This window comes from Sphingomonas sp. SP2 (genome assembly GCF_058313385.1).
The window spans coordinates 117028-131557 of record NZ_JBZFLD010000002.1; the positions used below are offsets into that span (position 1 = coordinate 117028).

The 14530-nt window shown below is 68.7% G+C and carries 20 protein-coding genes; 11 read left to right on the forward strand and 9 right to left on the reverse strand.

Annotation, left to right across the window (positions count from 1 at the left end):
• Positions 1 to 4 precede the first annotated feature (4 nt).
• From AC4GYU_RS11195 to AC4GYU_RS11205, 3 genes are all read right to left on the reverse strand, one after another.
• Complete coding sequence (locus AC4GYU_RS11195) at positions 5 to 835, reverse strand: carbon-nitrogen hydrolase family protein (protein WP_491087032.1); 831 nt, start codon at positions 833 to 835, stop codon at positions 5 to 7.
• Positions 832 to 1089 (reverse strand): glutaredoxin 3, encoded by a 258-nt coding sequence (gene grxC, locus AC4GYU_RS11200; protein ID WP_491087033.1) that lies wholly within the window; start codon positions 1087 to 1089, stop codon positions 832 to 834. The genes AC4GYU_RS11195 and grxC overlap by 4 nt, the downstream gene beginning before the upstream one ends.
• Before the next feature lie 66 nt (positions 1090 to 1155).
• Positions 1156 to 1902: a ComF family protein gene (locus tag AC4GYU_RS11205; protein ID WP_491087034.1), complete on the reverse strand. Its 747-nt coding sequence runs from the start codon at positions 1900 to 1902 to the stop codon at positions 1156 to 1158.
• A 23-nt stretch (positions 1903 to 1925) separates the two neighbouring features.
• Between AC4GYU_RS11205 and AC4GYU_RS11210 the strand changes: the two genes are divergently transcribed.
• Both AC4GYU_RS11210 and AC4GYU_RS11215 read left to right on the forward strand, forming a co-directional pair.
• Complete coding sequence (locus AC4GYU_RS11210; protein WP_491087035.1) at positions 1926 to 2675, forward strand: SAM-dependent methyltransferase; 750 nt, start codon at positions 1926 to 1928, stop codon at positions 2673 to 2675.
• Positions 2676 to 2779: 104 nt separating this feature from the next.
• A complete protein-coding gene (locus AC4GYU_RS11215) occupies positions 2780 to 2950 on the forward strand; it encodes a Flp family type IVb pilin (protein ID WP_491087354.1) in 171 nt (56 codons plus the stop codon).
• A gap of 58 nt (positions 2951 to 3008) precedes the next feature.
• Here the strand turns inward: AC4GYU_RS11215 and AC4GYU_RS11220 are convergent, their stop codons facing one another.
• Positions 3009 to 4472: a M48 family metalloprotease gene (locus AC4GYU_RS11220; RefSeq protein WP_491087036.1), complete on the reverse strand. Its 1464-nt coding sequence runs from the start codon at positions 4470 to 4472 to the stop codon at positions 3009 to 3011.
• Positions 4473 to 4563: 91 nt separating this feature from the next.
• Positions 4564 to 4941 carry a cell cycle two-component system response regulator CpdR gene (gene cpdR, locus AC4GYU_RS11225; protein WP_491087037.1) on the reverse strand — a complete coding sequence of 126 codons (378 nt, stop codon included), beginning with the start codon at positions 4939 to 4941 and terminating at the stop codon, positions 4564 to 4566.
• 107 nt (positions 4942 to 5048) lie between these two features.
• Here cpdR and AC4GYU_RS11230 point away from each other — a divergent pair, with 107 nt between their 5' ends.
• Complete coding sequence (locus tag AC4GYU_RS11230) at positions 5049 to 5912, forward strand: N-formylglutamate amidohydrolase (protein WP_491087038.1); 864 nt, start codon at positions 5049 to 5051, stop codon at positions 5910 to 5912.
• 143 nt (positions 5913 to 6055) lie between these two features.
• Here the strand turns inward: AC4GYU_RS11230 and AC4GYU_RS11235 are convergent, their stop codons facing one another.
• The gene (locus tag AC4GYU_RS11235; protein ID WP_491087039.1) at positions 6056 to 6841 is read right to left on the reverse strand and encodes a SapC family protein; all 786 of its coding nucleotides are present in this window, start codon (positions 6839 to 6841) and stop codon (positions 6056 to 6058) included.
• 210 nt (positions 6842 to 7051) lie between these two features.
• Between AC4GYU_RS11235 and AC4GYU_RS11240 the strand changes: the two genes are divergently transcribed.
• From AC4GYU_RS11240 to AC4GYU_RS11260, 5 genes are all read left to right on the forward strand, one after another.
• A complete protein-coding gene (locus AC4GYU_RS11240; protein WP_491087040.1) occupies positions 7052 to 7480 on the forward strand; it encodes a hypothetical protein in 429 nt (142 codons plus the stop codon).
• A gap of 95 nt (positions 7481 to 7575) precedes the next feature.
• A complete protein-coding gene (locus AC4GYU_RS11245) occupies positions 7576 to 8964 on the forward strand; it encodes a DEAD/DEAH box helicase (RefSeq protein WP_491087041.1) in 1389 nt (462 codons plus the stop codon).
• Positions 8965 to 9037: 73 nt separating this feature from the next.
• Positions 9038 to 9289: a hypothetical protein gene (locus AC4GYU_RS11250; RefSeq protein WP_491087042.1), complete on the forward strand. Its 252-nt coding sequence runs from the start codon at positions 9038 to 9040 to the stop codon at positions 9287 to 9289.
• Between the two features lie 12 nt (positions 9290 to 9301).
• A complete protein-coding gene (gene arsC, locus AC4GYU_RS11255) occupies positions 9302 to 9652 on the forward strand; it encodes an arsenate reductase (glutaredoxin) (protein WP_491087043.1) in 351 nt (116 codons plus the stop codon).
• A 103-nt stretch (positions 9653 to 9755) separates the two neighbouring features.
• On the forward strand, positions 9756 to 10025 hold the full coding sequence (locus AC4GYU_RS11260; RefSeq protein ID WP_491087044.1) for a hypothetical protein: 270 nt from the start codon (positions 9756 to 9758) through the stop codon (positions 10023 to 10025).
• 6 nt (positions 10026 to 10031) lie between these two features.
• On the opposite strand, the gene AC4GYU_RS11265 is transcribed toward AC4GYU_RS11260, so the two are convergent.
• Both AC4GYU_RS11265 and tgt read right to left on the reverse strand, forming a co-directional pair.
• Entirely contained in the window at positions 10032 to 10445 is a 414-nt protein-coding gene (locus tag AC4GYU_RS11265) for a hypothetical protein (protein ID WP_491087045.1), read from the reverse strand.
• 63 nt (positions 10446 to 10508) lie between these two features.
• Positions 10509 to 11651, reverse strand: a complete 1143-nt coding sequence (gene tgt / locus AC4GYU_RS11270) for a tRNA guanosine(34) transglycosylase Tgt (RefSeq protein ID WP_491087046.1) — start codon at positions 11649 to 11651, stop codon at positions 10509 to 10511.
• An 88-nt stretch (positions 11652 to 11739) separates the two neighbouring features.
• Between tgt and AC4GYU_RS11275 the strand changes: the two genes are divergently transcribed.
• Together AC4GYU_RS11275 and AC4GYU_RS11280 are read left to right on the forward strand one after the other, a co-directional pair.
• The gene (locus AC4GYU_RS11275; RefSeq protein ID WP_491087047.1) at positions 11740 to 12492 is read left to right on the forward strand and encodes a TSUP family transporter; all 753 of its coding nucleotides are present in this window, start codon (positions 11740 to 11742) and stop codon (positions 12490 to 12492) included.
• Positions 12493 to 12586: 94 nt separating this feature from the next.
• Positions 12587 to 13264, forward strand: a complete 678-nt coding sequence (locus tag AC4GYU_RS11280; protein WP_491087048.1) for a VV20781 family protein — start codon at positions 12587 to 12589, stop codon at positions 13262 to 13264.
• Between the two features lie 4 nt (positions 13265 to 13268).
• Here the strand turns inward: AC4GYU_RS11280 and mscL are convergent, their stop codons facing one another.
• Complete coding sequence (gene mscL / locus AC4GYU_RS11285) at positions 13269 to 13691, reverse strand: large conductance mechanosensitive channel protein MscL (RefSeq protein WP_491087049.1); 423 nt, start codon at positions 13689 to 13691, stop codon at positions 13269 to 13271.
• A gap of 89 nt (positions 13692 to 13780) precedes the next feature.
• Between mscL and AC4GYU_RS11290 the strand changes: the two genes are divergently transcribed.
• Positions 13781 to 14530 carry a fatty acid desaturase gene (locus tag AC4GYU_RS11290; protein ID WP_491087050.1) on the forward strand — a complete coding sequence of 250 codons (750 nt, stop codon included), beginning with the start codon at positions 13781 to 13783 and terminating at the stop codon, positions 14528 to 14530.

Here is a 14530-nt window from a genome sequence, read left to right on the forward strand (position 1 = left end):
CAAATCAATCGACGAGGGTCGGACGGGGGATCGGACGACGGTGGTCGAGCGCCGGAACGCGGCCGCGGACCTCGGCGATCCGGCCGAGGTCGAGCTCGGCGAAGCCGAGACCCGGCGCGCCGTCCATCTCGAGCAGGGGCTCGCCCCACGGACCGACGACCATGCTGTGGCCATAGGTCTCGCGGCCGTCCTCGTGTCTGCCGGCCTGCGCCGCGGCGACGACGAACAGCCCGGCCTCGATCGCCCGGGCGCGAAGCAGCACCTGCCAGTGCGCCTGGCCGGTCGGAACGGTGAAGGCGGCGGGGACCGCGATCGTCTCCGCCCCGGCTTCGGCAAGCGCGGCGAACAGCGCCGGAAAGCGGATGTCGTAGCAGATGGCGAGGCCGAGCTTCCCGACCGGGGTCCCGCTTACCACGAGGGTCTGCTCGCCCGGCGCATAGCTGGCGGATTCGCGCCAGCTTTCGCCGGTCGGAAGGTCGACGTCGAACAGGTGGATCTTGTCGTAAGTCCCGCGGATCGCCCCCACGGGGTCGATCACGAAGGCGCGATTGGCGAGGCGCCCGTCGGGCCGGCGGACCGCAAGGCTGCCGAGGTGGACCCAGAGCCCCGCCCTCGCCGCTTCCTCGCGCACCGCGGCGAGCACGCGATCCTCGTCCTGCGACCGGTAGTGCGCCGCCGCGCGTTCGCGGTCCCGGTCGAGGAGGCCGCTCATCTCGGGCGTGAAGAGCATGGCAGCCCCGCCGGCCCGGGCCGCGCGAATCGCCTCGATCAGCGCGGCGGCATTGGCGGCGGGGTCGATCCCGGTCTGCGCCTGAAAGAGCGCAATCCGGCTCATGCGGCGGCGAGCATCGGGTCCAGCCGCCCGTCGCGCTCGAGCGCGAAGAGGTCGTCGCAGCCGCCGATGTGGCGACCGTCGATGAAGATCTGCGGCACCGTCATCCGGCCAGAGCGCTGGATCATCTCCTCGCGCTTGGGACCGCCCGAATCGAGATTGTAGGTGACCGGCTCGATCCCCTTGGCGCGCAGCAGTTCGCCGGCGCGGATGCAGTAGGGGCAGGTCGTCTTGAGGTACATTTCAACATTGGCCACGAAGCGCTGTCTCCTCTTTGCTTTGTCCCTAGATAGGCGATGAGGCGGCTTTCGCCAGCCGTCCGCTCACCGCAGCACGCGGGCGAAGGCGATCAATTCCACCCGGCGCGCGCCAGCCTGTTTCAAAGCCCGGGCGCAGGCCTCGGCGGTGGCGCCGGTGGTGAGGACGTCGTCGACGAGGATGATGTCGCGGCCCTTGACCGCGGCGGGATTGCGGACGGCGAAGGCGTTCTTGACCGTTCGCCGCCGCTCGGCCGGGTTCAGCCCCTTGAGCCGCGGAGTCGCCCGGATCCGGCGAAGGAGGTCGGGCGCGACCGGCCGGCCGAGCGCGCGGGCGATCAGCAGCGACTGGTTGAAGCCCCGGCTCCACAGCCGCCAGCGGTGGAGTGGCACCGGGACCAGCAGGGCGTCTTGCGAAAGATCGCCAAGCGGACGGCGCATCAACCCGGCCATGGTCCGGGCGAGCGCGATCTTGCGCCCATATTTGAGCCGCATCGCAATGCCTCGGGGGATGTCACCATAGGCAAGCGCGGCCCGGATCTTGTGGAGCGGCCCCGGACTTGCGGTACAGGCCGTGCACTTCCCCTCCTCGCCCGGCGCGAGCGCAAGGCCGCATGCGGCGCAGCCGCCCGAGAGGAATTCGAGCGCGCTCCAGCAATTGGTACAGAAGAGGTCGACCGCGGTGCCGATCTCGCCGCAGCCGGGGCAGCGCGGAGGAAGCGCGAAGTCGAGCAGCCAGCGGCCCGTCCCGGCCCCCGCCGCCCGCACCATAACCAAGGCTGCTGCCGCACCCATGCCCCCTTGTCCGCTCATCGGCGCGCTCCCACAAGAGGGGCATGGCCGATCCCCTGTTCGACGATCCGGCGCGCATCCTGCGCCGGCGCCGCGCTTTGTCGCGCACCGACCGCCCCTTCCTTGCCGAGCGGATCGTCGAGGAATGGCGCGAGCGGCTGATCCCGATCGCACGGAGCTTCGAGCGCGGCCTCGTCACCGGCTGCCCCCCGGCGCTCGCCGCCGATCTCGAAGGGATCGCTGGGAGCCTGCGCTTCGCCGATTCGCTCGACGCCCTCGCGGAGGAAGCCCCCGAAAGCCTCGACCTCATCATGATCATGGGCGAGCTCGACGGCCGCGACGCGCTTCCGACCCTGCTCGCCGTCGCCCGCTCCAGGCTCGCACCACGCGGGCTGCTGGTCGGCGCCTTCCCCGGCGGCCAGAGCCTGCCCGCCCTGCGCGCCGCGCTCCACGCCGCCGACCAGGAAGCCGGCGCCTTCACCGCCCGGACCCACCCGCGGATCGAACCGGGCGCCTTTGCTCACCTCCTGTCCGAGGCGGGGCTGGTCGAGCCGGTGGTCGACATCGACCGCGTGCGGCTGCGCTACCGCGCCCTCACCCGCCTTGTCGGCGACCTTCGCGACCATGGCGCGACCAATGTCCTTCGTGCCCGCGCCCGCGCGTCGTTCGGCCGGCAGCGCTGGACGCGGGCGCAGGCGGCCTTCGCCGACGCCGCCCGCGACGGGGCGACCGATGAGCTTATCGAGCTCGTCCACTTCACCGCCTGGGCCCCTGACCGGGATATTCGTTCTTAACGGCTTCGCAACGATGTGACCGGTAGGAAGCGTTAACCCTGCGTAATTAGGCTCCGGAGTGTGGACGTGGACCAGAGGAGGGTGGCTTGGACGCTATCCGAACGATGTTGCGCAGGTTGCGCCGTCATGACGACGGAGCAACGGCGATCGAATATGGATTGATTGCCGCTCTTATCGCGGTTGCCTGCATCAGCGGCATGAGTGCGCTCGGTGGCGGCAGCAACGGCATGTGGGGCAAGATCGGGATCAAGGTCGAAGACGCGATGAACAAGTAAGGGCCGGTACCAGACCGACCCTCACTCTCATTGCCGACCCTGCCGGAGTGGACCCCGGCTAGCGACGCTGACCCAGGACGACCAGCTTGACCCGCTGACCCGAGACCAGCCGCGCATTGGCGGCGAGCCCGTTCAGCGAGAGGAACCGCTCGGTCTGGAAGCTGGGATAGGCCATGCGGCTGCTCAGCGACTGGACCGTATCCCCGGCACGCACCGTATAGATGTCGATCACGCGCGGGCGGATCGCGGCGGCTTCCTGCGCGCCGATCCGGCGCAGGCTGTTGACCATCGACGAGAAGGGCCCGACGCCCTGCCCGCCCCGCGTCAGCATGGTGAAATCATAAGCGCTGTTCTGGTCGAAGGCGTAGGCGAAGACGCTGACGTCGACGACCCCGCTCGAGGTCTGCGCGCGGCCGATCACATATTCGACCGGGATGCCGTTCACCTGCGTGCGGTTGCGCTCGACGATCTGGATCTGGGTGCGACCGCCGGTCAGCTCCTGGAGGCGCTGGGCAATATAGGTCTGGAGCGACCCCGAATAGCGCCCGCCCTTGAACTGCGCCTGGCCGGCCGAACCCTGGATGCTGACCGCGTCGGTGCTGTTCTGCATCAGGTAGCCGGTCGGCACGGTGAAGGCGAGGCGCAGGTCAGGATGAACGAAGGTGCGGCCCTCGATCACGCCCTGCGCGGGATCATCGTCGACGAACACGCCGTCGAGCTGGTTGAGGAAGGCGTCGCGGTTGCGAAGCCCGGTGCCGGCGCGGCCGGTCTGGCGCGCGAGCTGCGCGGCCTGGACCACGCGATTTTCCGACAGCGGGTGGGTGCTCGCCCATTCCGGGGTCGAGCGGCTGTCACGGCCCTGGACCCGGGCCTCGAGCGCGGTCGCGCGGCTCAGCGCGGCGAGCATGCTCGACGAGGCGGCCGGGTCGTAGCCGGCACGGCTGATGTAGCTGATGCCGAGGCGATCGGCGTCATATTCCTGGGCGCGGCTGAACTGCAGCGTGTTGAGCTGCGAGCCGGTCTGCGCGAGCTGACCGATGACGTTGCCGATCCCGCCGCCGACGATCGAGCCGAGAATGGTCCCGAGGATGCCGCCGATCGCGTTGCGCTGGCTCGCCGTCTGGCGCGCCTGGGCGTGGTTGGCGGCGACGTGGCCGGTCTCGTGGCCAAGGACGAAGGCAAGCTCGGCCTCGTCGTTCATCAGCCCCATCAGCTGGCGGGTGATGTAGATGTAGCCGCCCGGAACCGCGAAGGCATTCTCGACCGCGCTGTTGAGCGTGGTGTAGCGGAAGGCGCCCGGATTGACGCCCGAATAGGCCGCGACGCGGCGGCCGATCGATTCGACATAGGCGCCGCGCGCGCCGGTCTCGGCGCCGCCGAACTCCTGCACCACCGCCGCATTCTGCTGCTGGGCTTCCTGCACGTAGCGGGGGTTGAGGTTGCGGTAGGCCGTCTGGGCCGAGAGCGCGACCGGGGTCGCGACGACCGCGGCGGCACCGACGAGGAAAAGGGTCTTGCGCATGAATCCGTCCGTAAATCTGGCTGCTTATCGCGCCGATGAACGGAACGGAGCCGGAAAGGGTTCCGGGCGGTCGTAAGTGCTTGCGGTCCGGTCAGAGCCGGCCGTGCTGGTCCTCAGTCTGGAACATCCGGTCGACTTCGGCGACCAGGTCCTTGAGGTGGAAGGGCTTGCTCAGCATCTTCGCTTCCGGCGCCGTCCGGCCGCTCTGCAGCGCGACGGCAGCGAAGCCGGTGATGAACATCACCCGGATCGACGGATCGAGCACGCCGGCCTTCTGGGCGAGTTCGATCCCGTCCATCTCGGGCATGACGATGTCGGTCAGGAGGAGGTCGAACGACTCGGCCTCGAGCAGCGGCATGGCCTCGGTGCCGCAGCCCACCGCCTTGACCGAATAGCCCACGCGCTCGAGCGCACGCGCGAGATATTCGCGCATCGAAGCATCGTCTTCGGCAAGGAGGATCTTGATCATCGGGTCTTCTCTTATGCGCGCAAGCTTTAACATTTTCTAGGCGGAACGCGGTTTCTCTGCTCCACGTTGAGCAAGTTTCTCCCCGATAGCGCCCGGATCACCGCTCCTTGCCACCGGCCCCGACCCCGCTTGGACTGCTCGCCCCGCCCCGGCTGATCCCCGGCAGCGGCCGGCTTCCGGTCCTCCTGTCGGTGCCGCATTCGGGGCGGCTCTATCCCGACTGGCTGGTCCGGCTGAGCCGCCGCGGCCGCGACAGCCTGGCACCGCTCGAGGATCCGCTCGTCGATCGTCTCGTCTGGCGTGCCCAGGCGCTCGGCATCGCCTGCGTGGTCGCCGACGCCCCCCGCGCCGCGATCGACTGCAACCGCGCCGAGGACGAGCTCGACCCTGCCGCCATCCACTTGCCGCCGGGCGCGGGCCATAACGGCTGGCGGGTCCGCGCCGGCCTCGGCCTCGTCCCGGCCCGCCTGTCGGGCGCCGGCGAGATCTGGCGCCGCCGCATCGGCCCGACCGAGCTCGAGCAGCGCCTCGCTTCCGCCTGGCGGCCTTACCACCGCCTGATCGGCACGCAGCTCGACCTGCTCCAGCAGCGCCACCCCGAGGTGCTGCTGCTCGACTGTCATTCGATGCCGTGGCGGGCGGGCCAGCCCGAGGTCGCGGTCGGCGACCGCCATGGCGCCACCGCCGACAGCGCGCTGGCCGCCCTCGCCCTCGATGTCGCCGGGGCGCAAGGCTATCGCGGCGCGGCCAACCATCCCTATGCCGGCGGCCACATCGTCGCCGCCCACGGCGCGCCGCACCGGGGCCGCCACGCGCTCCAGATCGAGATCGATCGACGCGCCTATCTCGACGGCGCCGGCCGCGCTCCCGGCCCCGGCTTCGACCGGGCCTCGCATCTCTTCGAGGAACTGGCGCGGACGCTCGGCGAGCATCTGCTCGGGCGGGCACCGCTGCCGCTGGCGGCGGAATAAAAAAACGCCCCCGGCCGGACAGCCAGGGGCGTTAGTCTAGGGGAACGCATGAACCGCGAAACAACCGCGGCAATGCCCCCTTTAAGTGGGCAGGCCGGTTAATCGCGACAAGCCTCGGTTTCCCTCGGCCCGTCGCAGGAGCCTCACGCCTCGACTGCCTGCGGGGCCGGAAGCGGACCCTTGCCCTGCTGGACCTGGCGGGCGAAGATGTCGCGCGCCTGACCCAGGCTGAAGAGGTGGGCATAGATCAGCGGCAGCAGGCCGTTCTGGTTCATCTTGCGCAGTTCGTCGCCGCGAAGCTCGCGCAGCTTCTCCTCGTCGACCATCATGAAGCCGCGGTAGATGAAGGGCTGCTGGGCGCCTTCGGGCTGGATCGCGACTTCACCGTCCATCAGCAGGCCGAGCTTCTTCAGCTCCGCCATGAACATGCCGGTGCGCTGGCCGGCTTCCTCGAACTGCTCGCAGAACTGGAGGATCGCCTTGGTCGCTTCGCTCGGCTGGTCGTTCTCGAACAAGGGCTGGCCGTCCTCGAACTCGCCGATCGCGTTGGCGGTCGGGTCGACGCACAGCGACAATTCGTCGCTGCCCTCGTTGAGGCGGGCGAGGAGGAACGGATAGCGGCGCAGGTAGGCCGGCATGTAGACGTCGCCCTCGAGCGGCTTGCCCTCGCTGTCGACGAAGGTGTTGACGCCCTCGTTGAGGCCCATCAGCGCCAGCGGCACCGGCTCGTCGCCGACCGAGAAGATGATCGGATAGTGGCGCTGCGCGAGCGCGAACTCGTCGACGGTCACCGGAATGGCGTGCAGCTGGGCCAGCGCCGGCAGCGTCCCGATCCCGCGAACCTTGAGCGCGCCATGCTGCTGGCTGCTGATCGGTTCGAGCTGGTTGTAGAGCATCGGAAGGCCGTTGTTCGGCGCCGCGGAAGCCATGGGAAACTCTCTCCTGATGGATGATGGCGGCCCGCCGGCCGGCCAAGAAAACGCTTGTGCGCCGCGCCTCTATGCGGGCTTTGGACCGCTTGCAAGTGTGGCACCGGGCGTTGCACAAACGCATCAGGAGTTCAGCTAGAGTTCAAGCCCCGGCCCCCACTTACCGGCTTCCCGTCGTTTCTCTCCTCCGCGAAGGTCCTCCCTCCCGTCATGCTGAGCGCATTGCCCCTCCTGACCTGGCTTGCCGCCATCATCGGGATTCAGGGCATCGGACCCGCCACCGTCAGCCGGATGGTCGTCCGGGAAGAAGTGATCCTGCGCGTCCCCGTGCTCCGCCCGCGCCCGGTGCGGGTGCTGCGCTGGGAGGAGAAGAAGGGACCCAAATGCATCGGCGCCGACGACATCATCGGGGCGGCGCTGGCCGACGAACGGTCGGTCGACTTCCTCCTTCGCGACCGCACCCGGATCCGCGCCAAGATGGACGACGACTGCCCGACGCTCGACTTCTACGGCAATTTCTACGTGACCCCGCGCGACGAGCGCATCTGCGCCAAGCGCGAGGAAATCCGCAGCCGGATCGGCGGCTCGTGCCGGATCGAGAAGTTCAAGCGGATGGTCCCCAAGCTCGCCCGAAACTGAGCTTTCCTTGACTTGAGCGCCCTCCTGGCGCACGGCGCGAAGCGCCTGGCATGCCTCATGGCAGGGCCGGCCTTTTCTCTTATCCGGATGACTTGATGCCTTTTGCCGATCTCGGCCTTTCCGACGACCTGCTGCGCGCCATTGGCGATAGCGGCTACACCGAGCCGACCCCGATCCAGGCCGGCGCGATCCCGCCCGTGCTCATGGGCAAGGACCTGATCGGCATCGCCCAGACGGGCACGGGCAAGACCGCCGCCTTCGTCCTGCCGATGATCGACATCCTCGGCGAGGGCCGCAGCCGCGCCCGGATGCCGCGCTCGCTGATCCTCGAACCGACCCGCGAGCTCGCTGCCCAGGTCGCCGAGAATTTCGAGAAATACGGCAAGAACCACAAGCTCTCGATGGCCCTGCTGATCGGCGGCGTTCAGATGGGCGACCAGATCAAGGCGCTCGAAAAGGGCGTCGACGTGCTGATCGCGACTCCGGGCCGCCTGATGGACCTGTTCAGACGCGGCAAGATCCTGCTGACCGGCTGCGACCTCCTCGTCATCGACGAGGCCGACCGCATGCTCGACATGGGCTTCATCCCCGACATCGAGGAAATCTGCTCCAAGCTGCCGAAGAACCGGCAGACGTTGCTCTTCTCGGCGACCATGCCGCCGCCGATCCAGAAGCTCGCCTCCAAGTTCCTGACCGATCCGCGCAAGGTCGAGGTCGCCCGGCCGGCGTCGGCCAACCTCAATATCGACGCCAAGCTGGTCGAGACGCGCTCGGACAAGAAGCGCGAGGTCCTTCGCGACCTCCTCCGCGCCGAGGACGTCGCCACCGCGATCATCTTCTGCAATCGCAAGACCACGGTCCGCGAGCTTGCGACCAGCCTCAAGCGCTCGGGCTTCGCGGTCGGCCAGATCCATGGCGACATGGAGCAGGCGGCGCGCATCGCCGAACTCGACCGTTTCAAGGGTGGCGAGATCAACATCCTGGTCGCCTCCGACGTCGCCGCCCGCGGGCTCGACATCAAGGGCGTCAGCCACGTCTTCAACTTCGACATTCCCTGGCAGCCCGATGACTATGTCCACCGGGTCGGCCGCACCGGCCGTGCCGGCGCCAAGGGCAAGGCCTTCAGCCTCATCACCCGCGAGGATGGCGAGGCGGTCGCCAACATCGAGAAGCTGACCGGCACCAAGATCCCGCGCATCGACGGCGGCAAGGCCGTCGCGTCCGAGGACGATGTGGTCCCGACCGAGAAGCCCAAGGCCGAGCGCCGCGGCCGTGGCGCTTCGCGCGACAAGGCCGAACCGCGGGCCAAGGCCGAGCCGCGCGAGCGCGCCGAGCCGAAGGCGCCCAGGACCGAGGCTCCCGCCCCTGCCCGCGCACCGCGCGCCGAACCGGCGCCGCAGCGCCGCGCGCCCGAGCCGGTCACGGCGGACGAGGATGGCTGGAACGGGCCGCTGCCGAGCTTCCTCTCGGTCTCGCTCGGCTAGGCGTCCGGCGGGCGCTTTACGGCGCCCGTCCGGCTGACTAGGCTCGGCCCTCTTCATCCGGGGGTACAAGCGTATGATCTTCGCCGCGACGCTCTTGCTGAGCCTTCAGGCCGCGCCGGCCACACCGCCGACGGTGGTGGTGACCAAGCCCAAGAAGATCTGCCGCACGGTCGAGGATACGGGCACGCGGATGAGCCGCAACCGGGTCTGCAAGACCGCCGAGGACTGGGCCCGCGATCGCCAGCAGGCCGAGGATTTCGTCGCCGGACGCCAGCTCGACGTCGACCGCCCGAACGGCGCGACCACGCCGACCGCGCCGCAATAAGGGGCGGGGCCGATGGCCGGGGTCACCATCTATCACAATCCGGCCTGCGGCACGTCGCGCAACACGCTCGCCATCCTGCGCGAGCGCGGGATCGAGCCGCAGGTCGTCGAATATCTGAAGACGCCGCCCAGCCGCGACGAGATTCGCGATCTTGCCAGCCGGGCCGGCGTGCCCCTGCGCGACTTCCTGCGCGAACGCGGCACGCCCTATGAGGAACTCGGCCTCGGCGATCCTTCGCTCAGCGACGACCAGCTCCTCGACGCGATCGAGCAGCATCCGATCCTCCTCAACCGGCCGATCGTGGTGACCGACAAGGGCGTCGCTTTGTGCCGGCCCAAGGAACGCGTGCTTGACCTTCTTTAAGCATTAACAAGCGGCCAACGCCGGTCCGACTCCCTGCCGCGCCGGGTCGAGCTTCCCGCAGTCGCCCATTCGTCTATCCTCCCGCCCCAAGAGGAGAAACGAGATGGTCTGGAAGATCGCCCGGTCGGAGGCACTGGCCGATCCCAATGCCGCGCGCCTGAAGGTGCTGGCGAAACTGCGCCGCCTGGCGGAACTCGACGACGCCGAAAGCGACGTCGTCCGGGTGCTGCTCGACGCGATCCTGATGGTCGAGGCCTATCGCGGCGCCCGGCACCAGATCACCTTCCTCCCGGAGATGACCCGGAGCGTCGACCATCTGCTGCGCGAACTCGACATCCTCGACACCGCCGACGAGCTTGCCGCGGCGAGCTGAGCCGCCTCAGCGAAGCTCCTTCGAGAGCTCCGGCGCGAGGTAGGACAAGGCGAGGAAGGCGAGAAAGATGCCGAGGCCCATGCCGTAGAGCCCGGGCACCAGACGGATCGCCGCGCGCGAGCTGTCCATTGGCGGCTTGATGCCCTGGCACATCTGCATGACGTCGGTCTTGGCCTGGAGCGCGAGCACGCCCGACAGCGCCACCAGCGCGGCGGCAATGCCCATCTGCCACGGCGCGATCCGCGTCCCGAACACCGTCTCGCCGAGCGTCAGCACGCCGCCGAGCGTCGCGATGCTGACCGAGGCCATGCTCTTGAAATAGTCGTAGGCGAGCGCCGGCTCGCGCAGCCCCGTCGCGCGGCCCGTGCCCTCGACAATCGGCTGCGGCGCATGCTGCAGCGTCGGCACTTCGTCAGTCATCCTGTCGGCTCCCCCCGGTTCCCCCAACCCTATTGCGCATTGCCGCACGGACAACGGCTTTATTCAGCCGCGCCTCGTGCCCGCACGATAGCGGTCGAGGAAGCGGCGCGCATGCTCCGCGAGACGCCCTTCGCCGATGGCGTCGCGAAGGCCCGCCATCATTCTCTGGTAGAACCACAGATTATGCTCGGTCATCAGCATCGCGCCGAGGATCTCGCCCGAGCGGACGAGGTGGTGGAGATAGGCGCGGCTGTAGTTCGAACAGGCCGGGCACGGGCATCCGGCCTCGAGCGGCTCCTGGTCCTCGGCGTGGCGGGCGTTGCGGATGTTGAGCGGCCCGTCGGCGGTGAAGGCTTGCCCGGTGCGGCCCGAGCGGGTGGGCAGCACGCAGTCGAACATGTCGATGCCGCGCACCACCGCCTCGACGATGTCGTCGGGCTTGCCGACGCCCATCAGGTAGCGCGGCTTGTCCTGGGGCAATTGGCCGGGCGCGAAGTCGAGGCAGCCGAGCATCGCTTCCTGCCCCTCGCCCACCGCCAGCCCGCCGACGGCATAGCCGTCGAACCCGATGTCGATCAGCGCGTCGGCGCTTTCCTTGCGGAGCTTCTCGTCGAGCACGCCCTGCTGGATGCCGAAGATGGCATTCGCCTCGGCATGGGCTTCGCCGCGGTCGAATTCCTCGCGGCTGCGGCGGGCCCAGCGGATCGAGCGATCCATCGCCTCGCGCTGCTTGGCCGGCTTGACGTCGGGACGGACGAGCTCGTCGAACTGCATCACGATCGAGGAGCCCAGCAGCCGCTGAACCTCGATCGATCGCTCGGGGCTGAGGAGGTGACGTGAGCCGTCGAGGTGGCTCTTGAAGGTGACCCCTTCCTCGGTGACCTTGTTGAGGTCCGAAAGGCTCATCACCTGGTAGCCCCCGCTGTCGGTGAGGATCGGCCGGTCCCAGTTCATGAACTTGTGCAGCCCGCCCAGCCGCGCGACCCGCTCGGCGCCGGGACGGAGCATCAAATGATAGGTGTTGCCGAGGATGATGTCGGCGCCCGCAGCCCGCACGCCCTCGGGCTTCACCGCCTTGACGGTGGCGGCGGTACCGACCGGCATGAAGGCGGGCGTGCGGATCTCGCCCCGGCGCATGGCGATGGTCCCGAGGCGGGCGCGGCCGTCGGTGGCGTGAATGGTGAAGGAGAAGCGGGGATCGGTCATGTGCCGCGCTCCCTATCCGCTAGCCCCGAGCCAAGTCGAGGGGCGGTCCTCGACTTGGCTCGAACCGAACGGCTACGGGTGATGCGACATGATCGACCCCTGGCTCTATCCCGTCCTTACCGGCGTCGCGGTGCTGACCGGCTTCATCGACGCAATCGCGGGCGGTGGCGGGCTGATCATGATGCCGGCGCTGCTGGTCAGCGGCATCCCGCCCCTCTTCGCGCTCGGCACCAACAAGCTGCAGTCGATGTTCGGGACCTTGGTCGCGATGGGCAATTACGGCCGCAAGGGGCTGATCGAGTGGCGGCCGAACCTCCCGACCGCTGTTGCGGTCTTCGCCGGCGCGGTCGCGGGCGCGCTCCTCGTCCAGCGGATCGACCCCTCGGTGCTGGCCCTCGTCATCCCGCTGCTCCTCCTCGGCAATGCGGCCTATGTCCTCCTCTCGCCGCGGATGACCGACGATGATGCCCACCAGCGCATCAGCAGCCGCGGCTATGCCCCGGTCGGCGGGGCGATCGGCTTCTACGACGGTTTCTTCGGTCCAGGCACCGGCAGCTTCTTCACCTCGAGCCTCGTCGCCCTGCGCGGCTATGGCCTGACCAGGGCCACCGCGCTCACCAAATTCCTCAACTGGACGAGCAATATCGCCTCGGTGCTGCTGTTCGCGCTGGGCGGCAAGATCATCTGGCTGCTCGGCTTCAGCATGGCCGCCGGCGCAATGCTCGGCGGCTGGCTCGGAAGCCATACCGCGATGCGCTTCGGTGCGCGGCTGATCCGCCCCCTCCTGGTGGTCGCGAGCCTCGGTCTCACCGCCCGCCTCCTCTGGGGCTGGTTCGCCTGAGCCAAGCTGAACGGCGCACAACATTGCGTTCAGGCAAAGGGCATGAAGCCATTCCTAACGCTCGTTTCGCGACACGAACGAGTGGGGAAAGACCATGACGACCTTGATGAGGAGCGGCGGCTTTGCGCTGCTCGCGCTGATGCTCTCCGGCTGCGAAGCGGCGCGGATCGCGACTCCGGCCGACCTCGCGCCCGGGACCGAGATCTTCGAGCTGCGCGGCCTGGGCTATGGCCGCTCGGGCAGTTTCCAGTTCGCCGGCGGGCACGGCGACTTCACCCGCGGCGCCGATCGCTGGTCGGTCGGAGCCATCCAGCGCAGCCAGGGCGGCGCGCGCTTCCAGTATATCGCGGCGGCCGGCTCGCCCGACCTCAGCGGCACCTGTGCCTATGCGGAGGATGCGGTGGACCTCGGCGTCGCGACCGCCACCACCCGTCCCTTCGCCTATCGCTGCCGCCTTGGCCGCGGCGGGGTCGATGCGGGCGAGCTGGTGATCCGCGACGGCGGCGCCGCCTTCCGTGACGAACGGACCGGCTTCCTGACCCTCAACGGGGTGCGGCTCGAGATCCGCTCGATCCAGCGGATGGCAGGCGGCGGGCTGCCGACCTCGACCCCGCTCGGCTATCGCTTCGAGGACAAGGGCCGGGCGGTCGGCGCGATCGACCTCAACGGAAACACCAAGATCGTCCACGCGCCTCCGGCGGGCGGCCACCGCGAGGCGGTGTTCGCGGGGAGCCTCGCGCTATCGACCCTGTGGGACCCGGCGACGCTCTAGGCGATCAGGGACGCGCGCGGAGCGAGTCCCGGATTTCGCGCAGCAGCAGGACGTCCTCGGCCGGCGCGGCGGCTTCCTCCTCGCGCATGACCTTCGCCGCGGCGCGGACGATGAGGAAGACGATGAAGGCGAGGATCACGAAGCTGACCACCGTGGTCAGAAACTGGCCCCAGCCGATCAGCGGCACGCCCGCCTTCTTGAGCGCCGCATAGTCGGTCGGCGAACCGGTGTAGCTTGCCGGGATCTCGCCCAGCCGGACGAAATGGCTCGAAAAGTCGATCCCGCCGGTGACCGCCCCGATGATCGGCATCAGGATGTCGTCGGTCAGGCTGGTGACGATGGTTCCGAAGGCAGCGCCGATGATGACGCCGACCGCAAGGCCAAGGACATTGCCCTTGCTGATGAAGGCGCGGAAATCGCTCAGCATCCTCTGTGATCCTCCCCTGTCGTGGCCCACCAGTCTGGCGCGGCTTTCGTCCAAGGTCCAGCATGGCGGCGGACAGGCAACGCGCCTATATGGCCTCTATGCGAACCGAGGCGCAGGACCGGCGACAGACGATGATCGGGCTCGGCCTTGCCGGGCTGATCATTGCCGCCTTTCTTTCGCTCCACATCCTGTCGGTCTTCGTCCTGCCGCTGAGCGCGCCGGTCCTCCTCATGGCGCCGGTGCTGGTCGCGGCGCTGACCTGGCTTAGCGTCGGGCTGTTCATCATCGCCCATGACGCGATGCACGGCAGCCTCGCTCCCGGCCGGCCGGGCACCAACCTCTTCTGGGGGCGGCTGACCCTGCTCCTCTATGCGGGCTTCTGGATGGACCGCCTTCGGCCCAAGCATTTCGACCATCACCGCCATGTCGGGACCGCGCAAGATCCCGATTTCTCGGCCGACCATCCGACCCGCTTTTGGCCCTGGTATCTGGGCTTCATGAAGCGCTATTTCGGGCTTCGCGAATTCCTGATCCTCAGCGTCCTCGTCTGGACCTATGTGCTGGTGCTGAAGGCGCCGCTGCCCAACCTCCTCCTCTTCTGGGCGCTGCCGGCGATCCTCTCCTCGCTCCAGCTCTTCTATTTCGGCACCTATCTGCCGCACCGCCACGAGGAAGTCGCCTTCGCCGACGAGCATAATGCACGCAGCAACGACTATCCGGCCTGGCTGTCGCTCCTGACCTGCTTCCACTTCGGCTATCACCGCGAGCATCACCTGAGCCCCGGCACGCCCTGGTGGGCGCTTCCCCGCGCGCGCCGCGAGCTGGCGCTCTCCGCCTGA